The organism is Actinomyces sp. oral taxon 897 (assembly GCF_002999235.1).
Classification (GTDB): domain Bacteria; phylum Actinomycetota; class Actinomycetes; order Actinomycetales; family Actinomycetaceae; genus Actinomyces.
This window is the reverse complement of record NZ_CP027236.1, coordinates 2,780,718-2,799,356: the sequence shown is the minus strand read 5'-3', so window position 1 is coordinate 2,799,356 and position 18,639 is coordinate 2,780,718. Positions and strand designations below refer to the sequence as shown.

The 18,639-nt window shown below is 70.1% G+C and carries 14 protein-coding genes; 8 read left to right on the top strand and 6 right to left on the bottom strand.

What is annotated here, in order from left to right; all coding sequences use genetic code 11:
• Positions 1-29: 29 nt before the first annotated feature.
• A complete protein-coding gene (locus tag C3V41_RS11000; protein WP_254423584.1) occupies positions 30-1,415 on the top strand; it encodes a hypothetical protein in 1,386 nt (461 codons plus the stop codon).
• A gap of 50 nt (positions 1,416-1,465) precedes the next feature.
• On the top strand, positions 1,466-2,221 hold the full coding sequence (locus C3V41_RS10995; RefSeq protein ID WP_106110287.1) for a uridine kinase family protein: 756 nt from the start codon (positions 1,466-1,468) through the stop codon (positions 2,219-2,221).
• A 70-nt stretch (positions 2,222-2,291) separates the two neighbouring features.
• Here C3V41_RS10995 and C3V41_RS10990 read toward each other — a convergent pair whose 3' ends face one another.
• The 4 genes from C3V41_RS10990 to C3V41_RS10975 all read right to left on the bottom strand — a co-directional run bounded on the left by C3V41_RS10990 (position 2,292) and on the right by C3V41_RS10975 (position 7,620).
• Positions 2,292-3,671 (bottom strand): hypothetical protein, encoded by a 1,380-nt coding sequence (locus C3V41_RS10990; RefSeq protein ID WP_254423583.1) that lies wholly within the window; start codon positions 3,669-3,671, stop codon positions 2,292-2,294.
• 289 nt (positions 3,672-3,960) lie between these two features.
• On the bottom strand, positions 3,961-5,538 hold the full coding sequence (locus tag C3V41_RS10985; RefSeq protein ID WP_254423753.1) for an MDR family MFS transporter: 1,578 nt from the start codon (positions 5,536-5,538) through the stop codon (positions 3,961-3,963).
• A gap of 110 nt (positions 5,539-5,648) precedes the next feature.
• A complete protein-coding gene (locus C3V41_RS14535; protein WP_106110285.1) occupies positions 5,649-6,575 on the bottom strand; it encodes a TetR/AcrR family transcriptional regulator in 927 nt (308 codons plus the stop codon).
• 259 nt (positions 6,576-6,834) lie between these two features.
• A complete protein-coding gene (locus tag C3V41_RS10975; RefSeq protein WP_246741985.1) occupies positions 6,835-7,620 on the bottom strand; it encodes a siderophore-interacting protein in 786 nt (261 codons plus the stop codon).
• Positions 7,621-8,013: 393 nt separating this feature from the next.
• On the opposite strand from C3V41_RS10975, the gene C3V41_RS10970 reads away from it, so the two are divergent.
• The 3 genes from C3V41_RS10970 (at position 8,014) to C3V41_RS10960 (ending at position 10,911) form a co-directional block, all read left to right on the top strand.
• Complete coding sequence (locus tag C3V41_RS10970; RefSeq protein WP_165271644.1) at positions 8,014-9,336, top strand: Fic family protein; 1,323 nt, start codon at positions 8,014-8,016, stop codon at positions 9,334-9,336.
• Between the two features lie 242 nt (positions 9,337-9,578).
• Positions 9,579-10,205 (top strand): NAD(P)-dependent oxidoreductase, encoded by a 627-nt coding sequence (locus C3V41_RS10965; RefSeq protein WP_106110283.1) that lies wholly within the window; start codon positions 9,579-9,581, stop codon positions 10,203-10,205.
• Positions 10,206-10,554: 349 nt separating this feature from the next.
• Complete coding sequence (locus tag C3V41_RS10960) at positions 10,555-10,911, top strand: DUF6176 family protein (protein ID WP_217350939.1); 357 nt, start codon at positions 10,555-10,557, stop codon at positions 10,909-10,911.
• Between the two features lie 172 nt (positions 10,912-11,083).
• Here C3V41_RS10960 and C3V41_RS10955 read toward each other — a convergent pair whose 3' ends face one another.
• Positions 11,084-11,479, bottom strand: a complete 396-nt coding sequence (locus C3V41_RS10955) for a VOC family protein (RefSeq protein WP_106110282.1) — start codon at positions 11,477-11,479, stop codon at positions 11,084-11,086.
• Between the two features lie 851 nt (positions 11,480-12,330).
• Between C3V41_RS10955 and C3V41_RS10950 the strand changes: the two genes are divergently transcribed.
• The 3 genes from C3V41_RS10950 (at position 12,331) to C3V41_RS10940 (ending at position 15,644) form a co-directional block, all read left to right on the top strand.
• Positions 12,331-13,659, top strand: a complete 1,329-nt coding sequence (locus C3V41_RS10950; protein WP_106110281.1) for an ATP-binding protein — start codon at positions 12,331-12,333, stop codon at positions 13,657-13,659.
• Between the two features lie 91 nt (positions 13,660-13,750).
• Positions 13,751-15,055 (top strand): AAA family ATPase, encoded by a 1,305-nt coding sequence (locus C3V41_RS10945; protein WP_106110823.1) that lies wholly within the window; start codon positions 13,751-13,753, stop codon positions 15,053-15,055.
• Between the two features lies 1 nt (position 15,056).
• Positions 15,057-15,644, top strand: a complete 588-nt coding sequence (locus C3V41_RS10940) for an RloB family protein (RefSeq protein WP_106110280.1) — start codon at positions 15,057-15,059, stop codon at positions 15,642-15,644.
• A gap of 549 nt (positions 15,645-16,193) precedes the next feature.
• On the opposite strand, the gene C3V41_RS10935 is transcribed toward C3V41_RS10940, so the two are convergent.
• Positions 16,194-18,494: a serine/threonine-protein kinase gene (locus C3V41_RS10935; RefSeq protein WP_106110279.1), complete on the bottom strand. Its 2,301-nt coding sequence runs from the start codon at positions 18,492-18,494 to the stop codon at positions 16,194-16,196.
• Between the last annotated feature and the right edge of the window lie 145 nt (positions 18,495-18,639).

The following is an 18,639-nucleotide window of genomic DNA, read 5'->3' as shown; positions in this document are numbered from 1 at the left end:
TCGCGTACTTCCAGCACAGTGAGCCCGGAATGAGCTACTTCATGTCTCCTCAGTATCCTCGCCCCGGCCCCAGCGACGACAGCGCCGGCAGCCCCGCCACCGATAGCAGCAGCAACGGGGACGCGACGAGCGCCTCCCCCGCCTATCGCATGGGGATGAGGCTCGGCAGGAAGACGGCAATGGGATGCAGCATCACTTCGCTTCTCCTGCTCGCCCTGACCCCCGTGTCCCTCGCCGTCTTCCTGGCCGGCACGTCACTCGTGCAGGCCGACGCCGATGATCACCTCCTCCGCTGGGTGACAGGCGCATCCGCCTCCCTCAGCGCCGCCTTCCTGGCCATCGGGCTTCTCAGCCTCGCCCGCGAGCGCGGCTGGCTGGCCCCACGGCACGCTCTTGCCGCCGCAATCACCTCCGTCATATCCGGCGTCATCGGGGCCGTCGCGAATATCGCCATGACGTTCAGCTACGACGCCAAGAACCTCGGCGCCCCCGAGCCGCTGCTCGGTCACCTCGACATGACACTCAATCGTGCCTCCTGGGTCGTGCTCGCCGCCGCCGTGGCGATCGCCGTCAGCGGTCTGACCGTCAGCAGGCGGCTGGACCCGGGACTGCGCGCCGTCGCCGGGATCGCAGTGGGCGCGCTGCTGGCACCGGCAGTCTGGATCGCCTTCTCATTCCTCTGGATGTACGCCATGGCCGCTCCGGTGGTGCTCCTGGTCGTCTCGACCGCTGATAAGAAGCCGGCACGGCCACCGGCCGCGGCAGCGCCGTGGGCCGCAGCACCGCGGGTCGCGGCAGCGCCGCGGGCCGTGACGACCAGGAGGATCATGAGGGACCTGCCGCAGATGGACCTGCCCCGATGGAGAGTCCGGTCGATACGGCTCCTCGGCGCCTGCGCCACGGCGCTCAGAGCAGTGGCGGCCGCGTGCGTCATCATGAGGATCATTGGGATTTCCGCCGTCGCCCCACGGGAGGTGCTCCTGACGCTCGGAGTTCCGGTCGGCCTCATCACCTTCATCCCCCTGCTGATGGCGCTCGGCCTGTGGGTGTCCGGGCGCTTCTCCCGCCCCGCGGTGCACGTCTGGGGACCGGTCGCGCTGGGGAGCGCCTCCGCCATCGGACTCGCGGTTCTGTACCGTCTGGAGGCATCGGGCACGGGTGCCGTCTCGACGTTCCCGGCCCATGCGGCGGTGGCGTCGTGCTGCGGGGCGGCTCTCATCTGGGTGGTACTCGCCTGGTTCTCCCTCAACCTGGCGTCACGGATCGTCGGAGGCATCGGCCTGGGGCTGATCTGCATGGTCCTGGCCGCGACGATGTTCCGGGACGCCATCTCCGTCCCCCCGGTCCTCGGTCTCGTCATCATCTCCATGTCGCCCGGTCTCCTCTCCCCCGAGAAGCCCCGACCGGCGGCGTGAGCGCCCGCCGGACCGACCCGCATCCGCGGTTGAGTTAGTAGCATCGACCCATGTGCTCCAACGACACGACGCAGCCCCGCTCGGGCGTCCCGGCCATCACACGGCGCGCTCTGCCGGTTCAGGATCGGGCGGCGCTCCAGCCGGAGGAGCCGCCGGTCCCCGACTGGTACGCCAGCGATGAGCGCGCATTCGCCGACCATGTCCTGGCCGTCCTCAACCGAGTGATCCAACCCGCCGGTCGTCCGGGAATCATCGCGGTGGACGGGCGCAGCGGCTCCGGCAAGACCACCGTCACCTCACGACTGACCTCCGTCGTCCCCGACGCGCAGGTGCTGCACATCGACGACCTCGACTGGAACGAGCCCCTGTTCCAGTGGGATCACCTGCTCGTCGCCGCACTCACCGAGCTGCGCCGGAACGGATCCCTCGATCTCAGGCCCCCGGCATGGCAGCGCCACGGACGCGAGGGTTCCATCACCATCACCGCGGGCGCACCGCTCGTGATCGTGGAGGGCACGGGCTCGGGGATGCGCGCGGTGGCCGACCTCGTCGATATCCACATCTGGATGCAGACCGACGACGAGGTCGCCGAGCGGCGCGGCATCGCGCGGGACATCGACGAGGGCACGAACGGCGACGAGCAGGAGTCCGTGGAGTTCTGGCACTGGTGGGCGCGCAGCGAGCGCCCGTTCTTCGCCGCCGATCGACCGTGGGAGCGCGCCCGCTTCATCGTCTCCGGTCAGGCCCTGCCCGGGCTGGCGGATGATGAGATCGCCTGGGCGGAGGGGCCGTTGGCCCGGTCCTGAGCCGATGGCGCCCCGCGAGGCTCCGCCGATCCGCTCCCGATCCCCTCCGCGCCAGTCCCCGTCGGACCCGTCAGCCCCGGTGCCCGTACATGAGAATGCGGGAATCCGCGGTCAGGATGAGGACGGGATTGCTATCGACTGATCCTCGGGGCTCCCCCGAGTTCTCCTCCCAGTGCATCTCTCCCGGAGTATCCAGGTCCCACAGCCTTCTTCCGCTATCAATGCTCCTAGCGGTCACCCGCCCATCGGAGTCGCGGGTCATGACGGCACCGCCTCTCGCCTCCCACTCGTCGTCCCCAATATCCGCACTCCACACGATCTTATGACGATCCTCGCCCTCACCATTCTTCCGAACGGAGACCATGCCGCCCCCGGAGACCATGACCCAGTATTCATCACTCTTCTCCGAGAGCCCTCCCATCGTCGTCCCCGCCACGGCGCCCTTGCCCACTTCGATTCCGTCCGTGAAGGCGTTCTCCACACGAGAACCGCGCAGATCGACGACGTCATAGGTCCACATCGACCCCTCACGCCATTCCCCGAACTCGCCGTCCGGAGTGACGCACCATCGAGTGCGCCCCCCATTTCTCCAGAGGACCGGCCTCGCTTCGTCCGCGGGCGGAGACGTCGGCACCTTCTCCGCCGGAAGCGGGACCACGCTGAAGACTGTTCGATGAGGAGGAGGGTAGGACACGTCCACCTGACTCCACTCCGACCCGCACGCCTCGTCGCCCGACAGCAGCGGGCCGCTCTCGCCAGTCCTCTCCCGAAGATCGCCGAAGCGCTGGTCGACGATCTCCCCGGTGTCCACCGCCGACAGGACCATCCACCCGTCAACAACCACCGCGGCCAGCAGATCGTGGTCGCCCACACCGGTGTGGGGGTCCACATCCTTGAAGCTCGTCCCGGAGGCCTCAGCGCACGGAGTCGGGGGCGGCGACCACGGCAGGATCACGACGCGATCCCTCTCATCGATCCACATCACCTGGTAGTCCTGGGACCGGCCGTCCACCGGTGGCAGGAGATACGTGATGCGCTCCTCCTGATTCTTGCTCACCCGGTAGTCATCGGACGGAAGCGCCGTCAGCACGGTCGTAGTCCCATCGCTCTCCGAGATGCCCACGAGCTCTCCACCCGTCGAGCACCGGAGCTCCGGACCGTACGGCACACAACGCGGTCGGGAGTCGGTCAACCACGCGTCCCACCGCACCTCGGCCGTCGCAGCATCCAGGGCGACGATCACGGATGACGCCCCATCACTCATCCCGACGTAGGTCACCGACGACCCGGGCTCATGAAGCGTGCTCCGCTCGGCGTCACCCGACAAGGGCACGATCCGCATCCTCTCCCCATAATCCGAGGCGTTGAGATCGAACAGGACCTCCGGCTCGTCTGCGACCGGATCGTATCGGGGGGAGAATGAGACGAAGGAGATAACCGCCTTCGTCATAAGAGCGACGCAGGCGAGGCAGAGCACAATGAGGCAGATCAGTACTGGACGCCGACCTCGACGACCGCTCACGATCGCCCTCCCCCTGCTCGCCGCGGATATCGTGCCATCGGGGAGAATTTCCGCCCGGATTCGATCACACTATGAATCGGAGAGCCGAGGCGTCAAGGATCATTCTCCCCATGCGCGAAGGACTCCACATCGGCATATCGAGGCATCACCGCGCGCGTCGCGTGAGCGATCGGCCGTCGGGCTCTTCGCGTGCCGGAATGCGGATCCTTGCCCGCCTCTACTGCTCGCCCACGCGTTCAGCGGCATGACCATCGGCGCCCTCGGCCGCCCCAGCCCCATCGGCCTCCCCGGCCACGGCCCCCTCGGCATCGGCGACCTGCTCCATTCCGTTCTTGCGGGACAGGGGCACCTCCGGCAGGAAGAGGGCGATGACGGCCGTGGCCGCGAACAACGGGATCATCCAGCCGAAGATCGGCAGGAGCGCATCGGCGTAGGAGCTCGCAACGGCGTCGCGCAGGGCTGCGGGCAACTGGTTGACGAGGGCAGGCGTGAGCGAGGAGGTATCGGCGTCGCCGAACCGAGCCAGCGAGTCCAGCACCGTCGGATCAGAGCCGGCGGCCAGCGCCCCGATCCGATCGGCCAGGCTGGAGGTCAGACCGGAGGAGAAGGCCGCGCCGATGAGCGAGGCCCCCAGGGAGACGCCGACCTCGCGGAAGAAGTTGTTGCCGCTGGTGGCCGTGCCCAGGTGCCGGGCAGGGACGGCGTTCTGCACCACGGTGACCAGGAGCTGGAAGAACAGGCCGATGCCCGCGCCCATGACGAAGGTGGCGGCCGAGACCTCCCAGACGGGCGACGTCGTCGACAGGCGCGAGAGCCAGAAGGAGGCGCCGGCGGCGACCAGCGGGCCCAGGACCGGGTAGACCTTGTAACGGTCGCTGCGGGCCACCAGGACGCCGGAGAGGATCGAGGAGGAGAGCATGCCCAGGGTGATGGGCACCAGGAGGAGACCGGAGGCGGTGGCCGAGTACCCGTAGACCATCTGCAGGTAGGTGGGCAGATAGCTCAACACGCCGATCATCCCGCCCATGGCGAGCATGCCCACAATGGTTGAGATGACGAAGGTGCGGTTGATCAGGATCGACCACGGCAGAATCGGGTCGGCGGCGCGCGATTCCACGAAGGCGAAGAGCCCCCAGCAGATCAGACCCGCAACCCCCAGGACGATGATGACAGGGCTGCTCCAGGCGTACTCGTTGCCTCCCCAAGTCGCCATGAGGACAATCGCCACAGCCCCGGCATTCATGAGAATCAGGCCCCACCAGTCGATCTTCTCGGTCAGCGGGCGGGTGGGCAGGCGCAGCACGATGGCGACTGCGATGAAGGCCAGGATGCCCAGCGGCAGGTTGATCCAGAAGGTCCAGCGCCAGGAGACCGAGTCGGTCAGCCGACCGCCCACGATCGGCCCCAGGATGGAGGCGATACCGAACATGGCGCCCATGGGGGCCATGTAGGTGCCGCGCACGCGCGGCGGGATGAGGTCACCGGTGATCGCCTGGGAGGAGATCATGAGACCGCCGCCGCCCAGTCCCTGGATGGCCCGGTAGATGATGAGCTGCATCATCGAGGTAGCGGTGCCGCACAATGCCGAACCGATCAGGAACAAGCCGATAGCCACCAGGAACAGGTTCTTGCGCCCCACCAGGTCGCCGAGCTTGCCGTAGACCGGCATGGCCACGGTAATGGCCAGGATGTAGGAGGTCAGGATCCAGGCCATGTGCGCGGCGCCGCCGAGGTCCCCCACAATGGTGGGCAAGGCGGTACCGACGATCGTCTGATCCATGGCGGACAGGAACATGACCACCAGCAGGGAGGCGTAGACCGCCCAGAAGCGGCGGTCGGGGCGGAAGTCGCCCCCGGCCTCGGCAGGGTTGGTGCCGGGGGGCTGCGACGCCGTAGCGGACTGAGTCACGAGGTAGTGCCTTTACGTGTTGAGGGTACAGAGTGGTCTGAGAGGCCCGGGGGCGGGCACGACGCCGCCGCGACCGGCCGGGCCTGCGCCGGACCGGGTGGCGAGCCGGGGCCTGCCGGCCGCCGCGGGGCGGCAGGTGCGAGGACCTCGTCAATAGCGGCGGCCACGGTGCGCACGGCGTCGGCCAGGCTGAGGACCGGATCGGGCTGACCACCGGGCCCGGCAGCCCGCCCCTGGCCAGCCCGGGGCCGGTCAGTGCCCGCGTCGGCCCTCCCCTGGCAGCTAGCCGTGTCGGGGGCCGGGTCGCTGGTTTCGGGTGTCGGGCCGGGGACCGGGCCGCCCGTGCTGGCTCCTCCCGGGCTGGGGGCGGGGCCGCTGGCCGGGCCGGGGGCGGAGTCGTCCGCCCCGCAGGAGGAGGCCCACATGCGGATCGAGGCCCTCTGCACCGCGTCGGCCAGCGCCAGGACGGCTCTCACCCGGGGGGCGGAGGCCGGAAGCCCCAGGCGCCTGGACGCGGCGTCCTCCAGCACCCGCTCGACGGCCTGGAAGCGCTCGTGCACGGCGCGCTCGACCTCCGGGTTGTCCCGGACGACCTGCGGGAAGGCCATGAGCCAGGCGCGCTCGGGCCCCAGGGCCTGCGCGCCGGAGACCAGCAGCGTCCCGAGATCCTCCAGGAGGGGCCCCTTGCCGGTCACGAAGGCCTCGACCGCCTCGGGCTCGGGGGGCTCCGGGCCGACGACGAGGAGCTCGGCCTTGGAGGAGAAGTGGTTGAAGACCGTGCGGCGGGAGACCCCAGCGAGAGCGGCGACGTCGTCGACCGTCATGGCCGCGTAACCGCGCTCGCGGGTCAGCGCCAGGGCGGCCGCCCGAATGGCGGCGCGGGTGCGTCGCGCGTGGGCAGCGCGCAGGTCGGTCCGAGTCACGACACCAATAATGCACTCAGTGCAGAGTTGCACTCCATGCAGAAAGTGCGAGATCAGTCACCCGTCGGTGAGCCAGCCGCCCTGGCGGTCGCGAGCGCGTCGACGGCCAGGGCACGAAGGGGCGGGCGCGCGGCCAGCCGCCCTAGGCAGTCCGTGAGCGCGTCTCCTCCCAGCCGGGCACGCGCCCCGGCGGGCCACCCCATGACCGTGAACACGCCCGGCACGCCGAGGCGCGAGGCACCCCGGTGGGCCCCGGGCCCTACTGCTCGGACTCGTGGGCGGCGTTGAGCTCGTCGAGGGTCCGGGACCTCCCCAGTGCCCTGCCACGCATCCAGTAGGCCTGGGCGTGGAGGGAGTCCTTGCCCAGGCCGTGCTCGCGCTTCAGGAAGGACTTGGCGCGCCGGGTGGCGCGGGACTCGGCGCCGATCCAGGCGAACCAGCCGGACCAGTCGCGCCCGGTGACGGCCTGGACCAGGCCCCGGCCGTCGGGGAGCTCGTCGACCCAAGCGGCCGTGACCACCGGGCCGTCGGGCAGCGGGAGGGTCTCGTCGAGCGGGTGGTGGCGCTCCAGGTAGGCCACCAGGGGGACGTCGTCGGGCACGGTGGCCGCGATCGAGGTGATGGCCGGGTAGGAGGTGAGGTCACCCAGGAGGAGGTAGCCAGCCGGGGGCGGGTCCATGAGGGCGAAGGGCCGGGCGCCGAAGCGCTGGGCCACGAGCTGCTCGCCCGCCTCGCAGCCCGAGGCCCAGTAGGAGGCCGGGCCCATGGGGTGGTGGAGGACGAAGTCGATGGCGAAGGTGCCGGCCCGCGGGTCGGGGTCCACCAGGGTGTAGCCGCGCTGGTGGAGGGTGGAGGGGGCGTCGGGGTTGGGGAACCACAGGCGGATCCAGGCGCTGGGGTAGAGGTCGCCGTCGGACAGCAGGGTGTCGGAGCGGAAGTGGATGCGCACGAAGTGCTCAGCCAGCTGGGTCCTGCCGGTGACGGCGACGACGTGCTCCTTGGCGCCGAGGAGGCGCAGCACAGCGCCCTGGAATCCCTTGCCCATAACGACCTTTCAGGTAGGTGAGATGGGGGTCATCATATCCAGGGCCACAGAGGAGACAGGGTGAGACCAGGCACACCCTGGTCCGGGGGAGGCCGGGGCGACGGCGGAGCGGGGCAGCCATGCCGGGGCCGGAGGCGCCGGAGGGGACCCGAGGAGCGCCTGCCCACGGGCGGCCGTGCCGGGGCCCGGGGTCAGGGGCCCAAGAGAGGCCCGGGACAGTCGGGCGGCCGACGTGCAGTCCCGGGCCGCGCCACGCCCCAACACGCCGGTTATGGCGCCACAACACCTTCAAGGCTAAAGTGACACCAGGATTGCAACAGAGCATGCATAAACCTATGCATAAAACGGAGGGGAACCATGGGGCACTGGGTCGACCAATTCTGGAAGGGGCAGATGACCGCGTTCGCGCCCACGTACCGGGACCGCGACCGCCGTCGGGGCACGTACAACGCCTACGTGCCAGGGTCCCTGAGCGAGGCCTCCCTGACCTTGAGCGCGACCACGCAGCTACTGGCGGCCCAGGCGGAGGCGCGCGTGAACCACCTCAACGCGTCGCCGGACGTGGCGGCGGCCGGGCAGTTCCTCCTGCGCAGCGAGGCCATTACCTCCTCGCGGATCGAGGGGATCACCCCCACGGCCCACAACGTGGTCCTGGCCGAGCTGGGCCGCCACGAGAGGGTCAAGGGGGTGACCCCGGAGGCCCACGACACCGTCCGCCACATTATGCTGCTCAAGGGCGCCACGACGCGGCTGGCCCGCACGCCGCTGGTGACCATGGCCGACCTGCTGGAGCTCCACGACGGCCTAATGCCCACCTCGCCGGACCACCACGGCCTGAGGCTGACGCAGAGCTGGCGCGGAGGCACCTCCCGCAACCCGCTGGACGCCCGGTTCGTCTCGCCGCCCCCCGAGCTGGTGCCGGAGCTGACGGAGGACCTGCTGTCCTACCTCAACGGCGCCGTCCACGCCCCGCTCATCCAGGCGGCCCTGGTCCACGCCCAGTTCGAGACGCTCCAGCCCTTCGTGGTCGACAACAGCCGGGTGGGGCGGATGCTCATCCAGATGGTGCTGGCGCGCCGTGGGCTCCTCACCGGCGCCGCGCTGCCCATGAGCCTGGTCATGGAGACCATGCGCTACAGGTACGTCGAGGAGCTGTACCCGACCTACGAGCCCGGCCAGGCCGAGGAGACCGGGACGGAGGACCTCGGCGCGGGCCACGAGAAGTGGATCATCCTCTTCCTGACACTGGTGATCCTGGCCTGCGACGAGGCCAAGCGGATCGCCGCCGAGATAGCGGACATCCGGGCCGACTGGGAGGAGCGGCTCCAGCACTGGTCCGAGCAGAACAATGACAACCGCGCGCTGCGCGAGGGCTCGGCCGCCTCCCGCATCCTGCCCGACCTGCCGGGGACCCCGATGCTGACGATCGGCACGGCGGCAAAGACCTACGGGGTCACGCGCACCGCGGCCGCCCGGGGGCTGGAGACCCTGGTGACCGCCGGCATCCTGACCACGGAGAAGGTCGGCTCGCGCCTGCGGGCCTACACAGCCCCCAGCGTGGTGAAGGCGATCACGTGGGTGGACAGCCGGCTGGAGAGGAAGCTCGCCGCCGCCCGCCTGCCCGCCCCGGCCAGGCTGGGCCCGGAGACGTACCACGGTGTCGACCGGGCTAGCCGCATGCCTCAGAGGCAGAGGAAGTCGACGACGACCTCGTAAGGGAGCGTCCGGAGCGCATGGCGGCCGCGGAGGCTCAGGTACCCGGCGCGGAGACGCGGGCACCCGGCGGTGGCCGTTGGGAAGCCCGGGCGCCCCGCCTCTCATGGACGTACCGGCATCGCCTACCTAGTAGCTCCCGGACCGCCTGCCGGGACCGCTCTCCCGCGGACGTACCGTCACCGTCCCCGAAGCCGGTCACCTAGACTGGCTGGCGAAGTTCGCACCCGGCAAGGAATACGAACGTGAAGATACTGATCCTCGGCGCCACCGGCCCGACCGGCCGCCACGTCCTGGCGAACGCGCTCAAGGCCGGCGACACCGTCTCCGTCCTCGCTCGTCATCCTGAGGCGCTGGCCGACGTCGAGGACCGGGTCACAGTCTTCCAGGGGGACGCCACCCTGGCCAACGACGTCGCCCGGGCCGCGGAGGGGCAGGACGTGGTTATCGTCACCCTCGGGCGCGGCAGGTCGCTGAAGCCGGAGGGCCTGTTCACGGGGGCCGCCACGGCCGTCGTCGAGGCGATGCAGCGTACGGACGTCAAGCGCCTGGTCTGGCTGTCCGCCTACGGCGTGGGAGAGACGATCCGCACCGCCTCGCTGCTCCAGCGCCTCGCGTATCGCACCCTTGTGCGCAGGATCTACGCCGACAAGGCCGCGTCCGAGCGGATCCTGCGCGCCAGCGGACTGGAGTGGACGATCGTCTACCCCACCGTCCTGACGAACAACCCGGCACGGGGCACCTACCGTGTGGCCGAGAGCATGAAGATGCGGGGGATGCCGCGCATCAGCCGTGCCGACGTCGGCGCCTTTATACACAAGGCGGCGCACGACTCCGCCTGGATCCGCCGGGACGCGGTCATTACCGACTGACCGGGCCCGGGCGCCTCTTCCATTTCGGTGCCGAGCGTGCGGGGAATGCCAGCCCGCACGCCGGGGGCCGGGGTGGTAGCCAGGCAGGACCAGGAGCTCCCGGCCCCGGGCTCGACCGGGCCCGGGGCCTCTTCCATTTCGGTGCCAAGCGTGCGGGGAATGCCAGCCCGCATGCCGGGCGCCGGGGGCCTCTTGCGGTGAGGGCGAGTGCTGCGGTGAGGGGGCGGGCCAGTCCGGAGCACCAGGCACCGGGGACCACCGCCCCTCGCGGGTGCGACAGGTGCTGCCGTGCGTACCAGCGGCTTCGCTGGGGGTGTGCCAACTCTTGCGGGTGTGCCATACTGGGGTCGTGGCCGTGCGAGTGGAGCTCACGCGATTCCGGGTGCTACCCGGGCGAGGCGGCGTCGTCGAGGAGTGGATGGCCTTTCTGCGCGATCACGAGCAGGCCGTCCGCCAGACCCTCGGGCCGGAGCACATGCACGTCGAGACGATCTTCTCCGAGACGGTCGACAGCGTCGAGTACCTGTACTGGTACTCGGTCCAGGGTGAGGGTGGCGACGACGTCACCTCCAGCGGGCACTGGCTCGACCGGGCCCACCTCGACTACTGGAGGCGTTGCATTGACCCGTCGTTCCCGCCGGAGGACCTCACCGTCCGCCAGCACGTGGTGACGGCCGCCGTCCAGGACGCCATTGACGACCTCTGACTTTTTTGTGCGGGGCGGGCCTGGCGTCAGGGGCGAGCCGCACGTCAGTCTCCGGCGGCATCCCGTCCCAGCCCTCTCCTTCCACACGGGGCGGGCCGCGAGCGGATGCGCCCGGGTTCGACGCCGAGCCGGGCCCCTCCCCACGGGGGCGGGCCCATTCAGGCTGGCCGCCTCAGGTCTCATTGGCCTCGTCGTAGAAGGCGAGCTCGACGAGGTTGCAGTCGGGGTCGCGCACGTACAGGTTCCGGACGGGGCCGAGCGCGCCCGCGCGGTCCACGGGCCCGAGCTCGACGGGCATGCCGCAGGTCTCCAGGTGCGCGGCCGCGGCGTCGATCCCGCCGACGGCAACCAGGCACAGGTCCGCGCTGCCGGGCTCGGGGCGGGCGGCGTGCGGGACGATCGGGGCCCGGGCATCGTGGAGGTTGATCTTCTGGTCGCCCAGCCGCAGCGCGGTGCGCCCCTGCCCGAAGGTGATGACCTCCATCCCCAGGACGCGCGAGTAGAAGTCGACGGCAGCCTCGATGGAGGCGACGGTGAGAACGAGGTGGTCAATGCCGGTGATGCGCACAGGAGGATTGTCCCGCCGTAAGTCCCACGACGAAACGCCCCGCACCAGAGCGGTGGGAGCGGGTCGCGGCGCCGCAGCACTGCGGGAGCAGGGTAGCTGCCCAGGACCTGTGCGTTCGGGTGGCCCGCAGCCTCCGCAGGGCCGAGCCAGGGGCCGCTGACCCGCTGGCAGGCCCGGCCGGGGGCCGCGGGCCCAGTGGCAAGCCGGTCAGCGACCGCGGTCAGGCCGTCGGCCGGCCCGGACGGCGGAGTCGCACATTCTTTCTACAAACCGCGATCAGTAAACGGCAGGACCACGCGGACCCGCCTATCGGCCCGGGCCCCAGGGGGCAGGATGAATGTGCAACGACGCCCCAGCCCCGACGAGGCACACCACCAGCAGGCGTCGCTCTGGCCAGCCACTGTCGCACTCGGCAGGACCCCGCCCCTCCGCACCACCAGCAGGCGCCCCGCCCACCGCAACCAGGCCCCGCCCTGCCCGCGCTGTACGGCACACAGCGGAACATTTTGTGCAGAAGGTAACCGATTGCGCACAAAGTAACCTAGATTCGTCGCTTTCTACACAAAACATTACCCTATACACAAAACGTCCCCACACACCACCCCCACCCACACGACCAGGAACCCCAACCCTCCACAGACAGACCCCACCTCATCCACGCCTTAACTCCCTCAAGAACCTCAGACCAACCCCAAAAACACGACACACAACCAGCCCCCCCACCCCACTCGCACCACAAACACCACCCCCACGAACAAGTACCGTTCTCACGAGAAATAAGTACCGTTCTCGCGAAGAGGGGCGGGGCGGGGAGGGCGGAGCCGTGCCTCGGCCTCGTCTAGACTCCTCCTATGTCCTGGGACGCCCGGTCAGCAGCCGCGCTCATTACCGCTCTGAGACGCAGGCACCACGACCTCACCGAGGTGGAGGTCAAGAGTGCTGCCGCTGGCGTCCCCGCACTGGGGCCCACGCTGTGCGCCTTCGGCAATATGCCCGAGGGCGGGACGATCATCCTGGGGCTGGACGAGTCCCGCGGTTTCGCACCCACCGGCCTGACCGAGGTCTCGGCCCTGGAGCAGGCCGTGGCCGCCCAGGCCCGCTCCGGCGTCGTCCCACCGGTCCAGGTCAGCTTCACCCAGATGGAGGTTGACGGCTCCGCCACGCTTTTCGTGGACGTCGCCGGGCTGCCGCTGGCCGACCGCCCCTGCACCTACCAGGGACGCGCCTACCTGCGCCAGGCCGACGGCGACTACGAGATGAGCCAGCAGGAGCGCACGCAGGTCGAGATCCTCAGGCTCACCAGCCGTACCCGCGTACACGATGACGCCACCCCGGTTGACGGCTCAGGCCTTGCCGACCTGGATCCGGATCTTCGTGCGACCTATACCGACCTGGTCCGACGCACCTCGAGGCGCCTCCAGGGTATTGACGAGGAGACCCTGCTGCGCCGCACTGGTGTCCTGGAGCCGCACGGCGACAGGCTGACGCTGGCGGGGGTCTACGCGCTGGGCGAGTACCCGCAGCAGTTCATCCCGTCCCTGAGCGTGACAGCAGCCGTCCACCTGCCGCGCGACGGCGGCCCCAGGCTACGCGACCTGGTGCACCTGAGCGGGCCGCTGCCCGTGCTGCTGGAGGACGCCATGGCCTGGGTCGAGCGGAACACCAGCAGCGCGGTGGCGTACCGGGACGACGGCCACGCCGTCGACGTCCCCGAGATCCCCCTGCCCGCGGTACGCGAGCTCACTGCCAACGCGCTGGTCCACCGCAGCCTCAGCCCCACGACCCGCGGCAAGCAGGTGGACATCCGGCTCAGCCGGGACCGGCTGGTCATCACCAACCCCGGTGGCCTGTACGCCCTCACCACCTCCCAGCTGGGGCACCCCGAGGGACGGTCCGCCCCCAACGAGTTCCTCTACGCTATCTGCCAGCACCTGCGTGGCCCCGACGGGATCCGCGTCGTCGAGGGCGAGGGCGGAGGTATTACGGAGGTCCGCGAGGCCCTGCGCGGGCACGGGCTGGAGGCGCCTGACTTCTACGACACGGGGGTGGCGTTCACGGCCGTGGTCCACCGGCCCCGGCCCGAGCAGGCCGGGCAGGGCCCGAGGACGCCGCACGTGGTCCTCACCCCGCAGTCCGCACCCAGTCCGGGCGAGGCCGCCCCAGGACGCACCGCGGTCTGAGTCCGCTCGAGCCAGAGGGCCTCGACAGGCCCACGAGACACCCAATGAGGAAATTTTTTCCTGATTTTGCCCTATATGCTACTATGTGACCATGTTGTTGGACTTCTCCGTGGTCAACTACCGCTGCTTCGCCGACGAGGCCGTCCTGGACCTGACCCGCAGCAGCCTCAAGACCCTCACCCCCCGCCCCGGCTCCTCCTGGGAGGACGAGACCTGGCGCGTCGCCGCCCTCTACGGCGCCAACGCCTCCGGCAAGTCCACCCTGCTCGACGCCGTCGAGTGCCTGCGCGACGCCGTGGGCGGCCGCCGTGGCCTCCTGCACCAGCCCTACCTGCTGGACACCGAGCACGCTACCGCCCCCACCTCCTACACCATTGGCTTCACCCACGCCGACCAGCGGTTCCGCTACAGCGTCGAGGCCCACTCCTGGGGCGTGGCCCGCGAGGAGCTGTGGACGGCAGGCCCCCGCTGGAGGAGGCTCTTTGTCCGCACGCAGGGCCCCGAGGACGACAGCCCGGTCATTGACGCCGGTCCCACGCTCCGGGGCGCCACCGCCGAGGTCCGGCGCATTACCACCGTCGAGGACCTGTTCCTCGCCGTCGCCCTGCGCTACCGTCACGAGACCCTGGCCCCGGTCGCCCGCAGCCTGCGCGCCATGCGCTCTATCCACCACAGCGACAGGGAACGCGAAAGGTGGTTGCGGTGGATCATGGGGCACCTGGACGACAGGCCCACCCAGTGGAGCGAGCTCAGTAATGCCATGGCGCACGCCGCCGACCTGGGCATTACCCGCGTCGAATTGGAGGAGCGGGAGATCCCCCCGCAACTACTGGAGAGCCTGAGGAATATCGCGAGGAAGGACGACAAGGACGAGGTCAGGATCCCCGAGGAGGTAATCCGGGATCTTCAACGCTCACTCGTATTCGTCCACACGGGTGCGGACGGACAGGAGCACCGCCTGGGCATAGGTGCCCAGAGCCAGGGTACGCTCACCTGGTTCACCACCATCGGCCCAGCGATCGAGGCGCTCCGACTCGGACAGGTCCTCCTGGTCGACGAGCTCGACGCCAGCCTGCACCCCGCGCTGACCGCCGAGATCGTGGAGATGTTCAAGGATACCGACCTCAACCACTCCGGCGCGCAGATCGTCTTCACCACCCACGACACCTCCCTCATGGACAACTCCCCCACCCAGCTCCTGGAGAGGGACGAGATCTGGATGTGCGAGAAGCACGCGGACGGCTCCAGCGAGCTCTTCTCCCTGGCGGACTTCACCAGCACCCGCAAGGGCACCAACAAGCAGCGCCGCTATCTCGTCGGCGCCTTTGGCGCGGTTCCGCGGGTCGATACGTCAGGCATCCGCCGCATCCTGACAGAGGGCCTGGAGGGGGACTGACATGGCCTCACGGCGCCCGCGGCGCACCGAGCGGCGCACCGTTCTCCTCGTCACCAACGGGAAGAAGACGGAGAAGTCCTACCTCACCCACCTCAAGATGATGGTCGAAAACGATATAGCGATAACCGTCCGCTCTGTCAACGGGCCTCCCGAGACCGTCGTCAAGGAGCTGAGAAGAAAACGCCCTGACATTAGCTGCTTCGCCGAGGTCTGGGTCGTCGTCGACCATGACGGCACTGACTGCCGCCCTTTTCTCGACCAGTGCCGGAAGCTGGACAAGAAACACAGGCGGACCTCGGTCCACGCTATCGTGTCTGTCCCCTGCTTCGAGGTCTGGCTCAATGCACACTACGGACCTGTCCGCCGCTACCAGGACCAGGCCGAGGCAGGTCGTCACTACCAGGAGCTGACCGGACTGCCTAAGAGGCAGTGCAAGGAGATCCCCGAGGACTTCCCCTGGGACGCCATGGCAGAGGCGGCCGGGCGCTGCTACCTGCCGCCGGGCTCCCTCCCCGAGCCGGACACCCAGGGAGAGTGTCCCTCAACGACAATGCCCTACCTCCTCAGGAGCCTCGGGCTCATCCAGTAGGAGTTGCACATTCTTTCTACAAACCGCGATCAGTAAATGGCAGGACCACGCGGATTCGCCTATCGGCCCGGACCCGGGAGGCAGGATGAATGTGCAACGCGGGCGCCGTTGCACATTCATCCTGTTCCCGGACGTCCCCGAGGGCGGGAAACCGCTGGAACTACGCCACCACCCCTGCCAGCACCCCAGGATGAATGTGCAACACCACCCCGGTCCCGACAGACCGCACCACCAGCAGACACCGCTCCGGCCAACCACTGTCGTACCCGGGAGGATCCCCGGCAGGACCCCGCCCCCACCCCACCAGCAGACACCCCGCCCACCGCAACCAGGCCCCGCCCCACCCGCACTGCACGGCACACAGCGGAACACTTTGTGCAGAAGGTAACCGATTGCGCACAAAGCGACCTAGATTCGTCACTTTCTGCACAAAACGTCACCCTACGCACAAAATGTCACCCTGTGCACAAAACGTCCCCGCACACCGCTCCCACCACGACCGTAGTGCAGGAGGCAGCCTGCGCAGAACGCTCCCACGCCAAGTCCGTCTCAGGATCCGTTGCCCGTCCTCAGGCCGCTGGGCGTGAACCCCGTGCCCGTCCAGGTCAGGTCGATACTGCCCGAGCCCGTGGAGCACAGGTGGCAGGAGCGGTCGCCCGCGGTCTCCTGGTTCACCCACTCCAGGTGGACGGTGCTACCGGAGACCGTGACCCGGGTGACCATACCGGCCTCCGCGCCACTGTGCGCCTCCCTGAGGGCGAAGTCCCCGAGCAGGGTGCGCTCGGAGGAGTAGACCGCCAGGCGCGTGTGGAAGAGGTCCCTGTTGCCACCCCGGTGGCACTCCAGGGGCACCAGGGTGACCTGCCCCTGCGCGGTGGACATGGTCGTGACCGGGTGGCGCAGGTAGACCAGGGAGGCCTCGCTCCCGCTGGACACCAGGGCGGAGCCGGAGCGGAACGACGCCGCGGCGGCCACCGCGCAGCCCTCGGGCAGGGGCAGCGTGGCGTCGCCCAGGTCGGGGACACCGGGGGCGTCCTGCACGGGCACCTGCGTGCGAGGCAGGTCGGGGGAGGCGACGGCGGGGACCGCGCCCTTGGCGGGCAGGGCGACGAGGGCGACCCGGGCGGTGCCCGAGGAGGCGTCGACCACGAGCACCGGACGGGGGCAGGTCGTGGACTCCGGGCCCGCGCACGTCACGGGGACCGTGCAGGGCACCTGCCCGGGACCCAGGGGGACACGGGGGTCGGCGTCGGCCTGCGAGCAGTGCACGGACGCGGACGTGGAGCTGACCAGGTAGGAGCGCACCGCGGTGCCGGAGCCGGGGAGCGTGTCCTCGAGCTGGAGCCGGGCCTGCTGGGTCGTGGTGTTCCAGACGGCCTGCTCGTCGTTGGCGGCCAGGGCCGTCAGCAGGGAGTTCGCGACGCCGGTGGCCTCCTGGTCGCTGGCGGCGTCGGTGGCGGGGGTCTGACCGCCGTCCGGGCTCGCAGTGCCCTGGGGGTCGTAGGTGGCCTGCCCGGCGTCCGGGCTCGTGGCCAGACTCATGGACGGGCTGCCCGCGGCCTGGGTCGGGGCGGGGTCGTCGTCCTGGCCGAGGACGGACAGGGCCACTACCCCACCACCGCAGCCCAGGACCAGCAGGACGAGGACGACGAGGAGCACGACGCGCCGCCGCCTGGGCGCGGGCAGGAGCTCTGGCGGCGTCCCGGGCGGGAGGGCTCCGGAGGCCAGGTCACCGGAGGCCAGGGCGTCGGGGGCCTGGGCGGCGCCTGCGCCGGGCGAGAGCGTGACCCCGGCCAGGACCGCCTCCGCCCCCTTGGGGAGCGTGCCGACGAGCGTGCGCGCCGTCGAGGGATCCGTGGCGTCGGCGTCGACCGGTCCCAGGACACCGGCCACCGGGGGTGAGGCCGGGCCCGCCACGGCACCCGTGGTCCCGGCGGGGCCGCTGTGGGGCAGCGCCTGACCCGGTGGGGGCTGGGTGAGCGCGGGGGCAGCTGGCAGGCCGGCCAGGGAGGTCACCATCTCGCTCAGACGGCGCTGCACCTCCAGGACACCGGGGCGCTCCTGGGGGGCCCGGGCGAGCATGGCGGCGATCAGCTCCCAGAGGGGGTCGGGGATGCCCTCCGGGCGGCCCGGCGCCTGGGTGGCCTGCGCCCGCATCACCTGCATCGGGTTGCCGACGAAGGGCGGTACCCCGCAGCACATCTGGTAGAGCACCACGCCCAGGGAGTAGACGTCCACGGCCGGCGTCTGGGGGCCGCCCTCGTACACCTCGGGGGCCATGTACAGCGGGGTACCGCCGCTCAGGGTCGAGCGCGTGGAGGCGGCCGCGTCGCAGATCCGGGCGATACCGAAGTCCGCCACCCGAGGCGTGCCCGGGGTCGTCGAGGCGTCAATGAGGATGTTCGCGGGCTTAATGTCCCGGTGGATGACCCCGGCCTGGTGGATGGCGGCCAGGCCCGTGGCGACGCAGGTGCCGATCCAGGCGGCCATGGCCGGCTCGAAGGGGCCCTGCGTGCCCATGAGCCCGCGCAGGTCCCCGCCGCCGACGTAGTCCATGACCAGGGCCAGGCGGGCGCCCTCGACGACCAGGTCGCGGAACCGCACGACCAGGGGGCTCGACACCTTCTGGAGGACCTTGCGCTCCCGCAGGAAGGCCTCCACCACGGTGTGCTCCAGGCTCAGGTCGTAGCTCAGGATCTTGAAGGCCAGCGGCTCCGAGGAGCCCCGGGCGCGGCCCTTCCAGACCTCACCCTGGGCGCCGGCCCCGATACGCTCCTCGAGGACGTACAGGCTGCCCAGGTGCCGCCCGGCGTCCTGCGGGTCGGGGCCGGGGTCGGGGGACTCGCTCATCACCACTCCTGGGAAGGGGCAGAGGACAGGGGACCTTCCACGGTAGCCCACGAGCCCGGCGCCGACAAGCAGCCAGCCGCGGCCCCGCCCCGCCGGGGTCGCCGGGGCGGCCCCGGCCGGAGGGGCGGCTCCGACCGGGTCAATG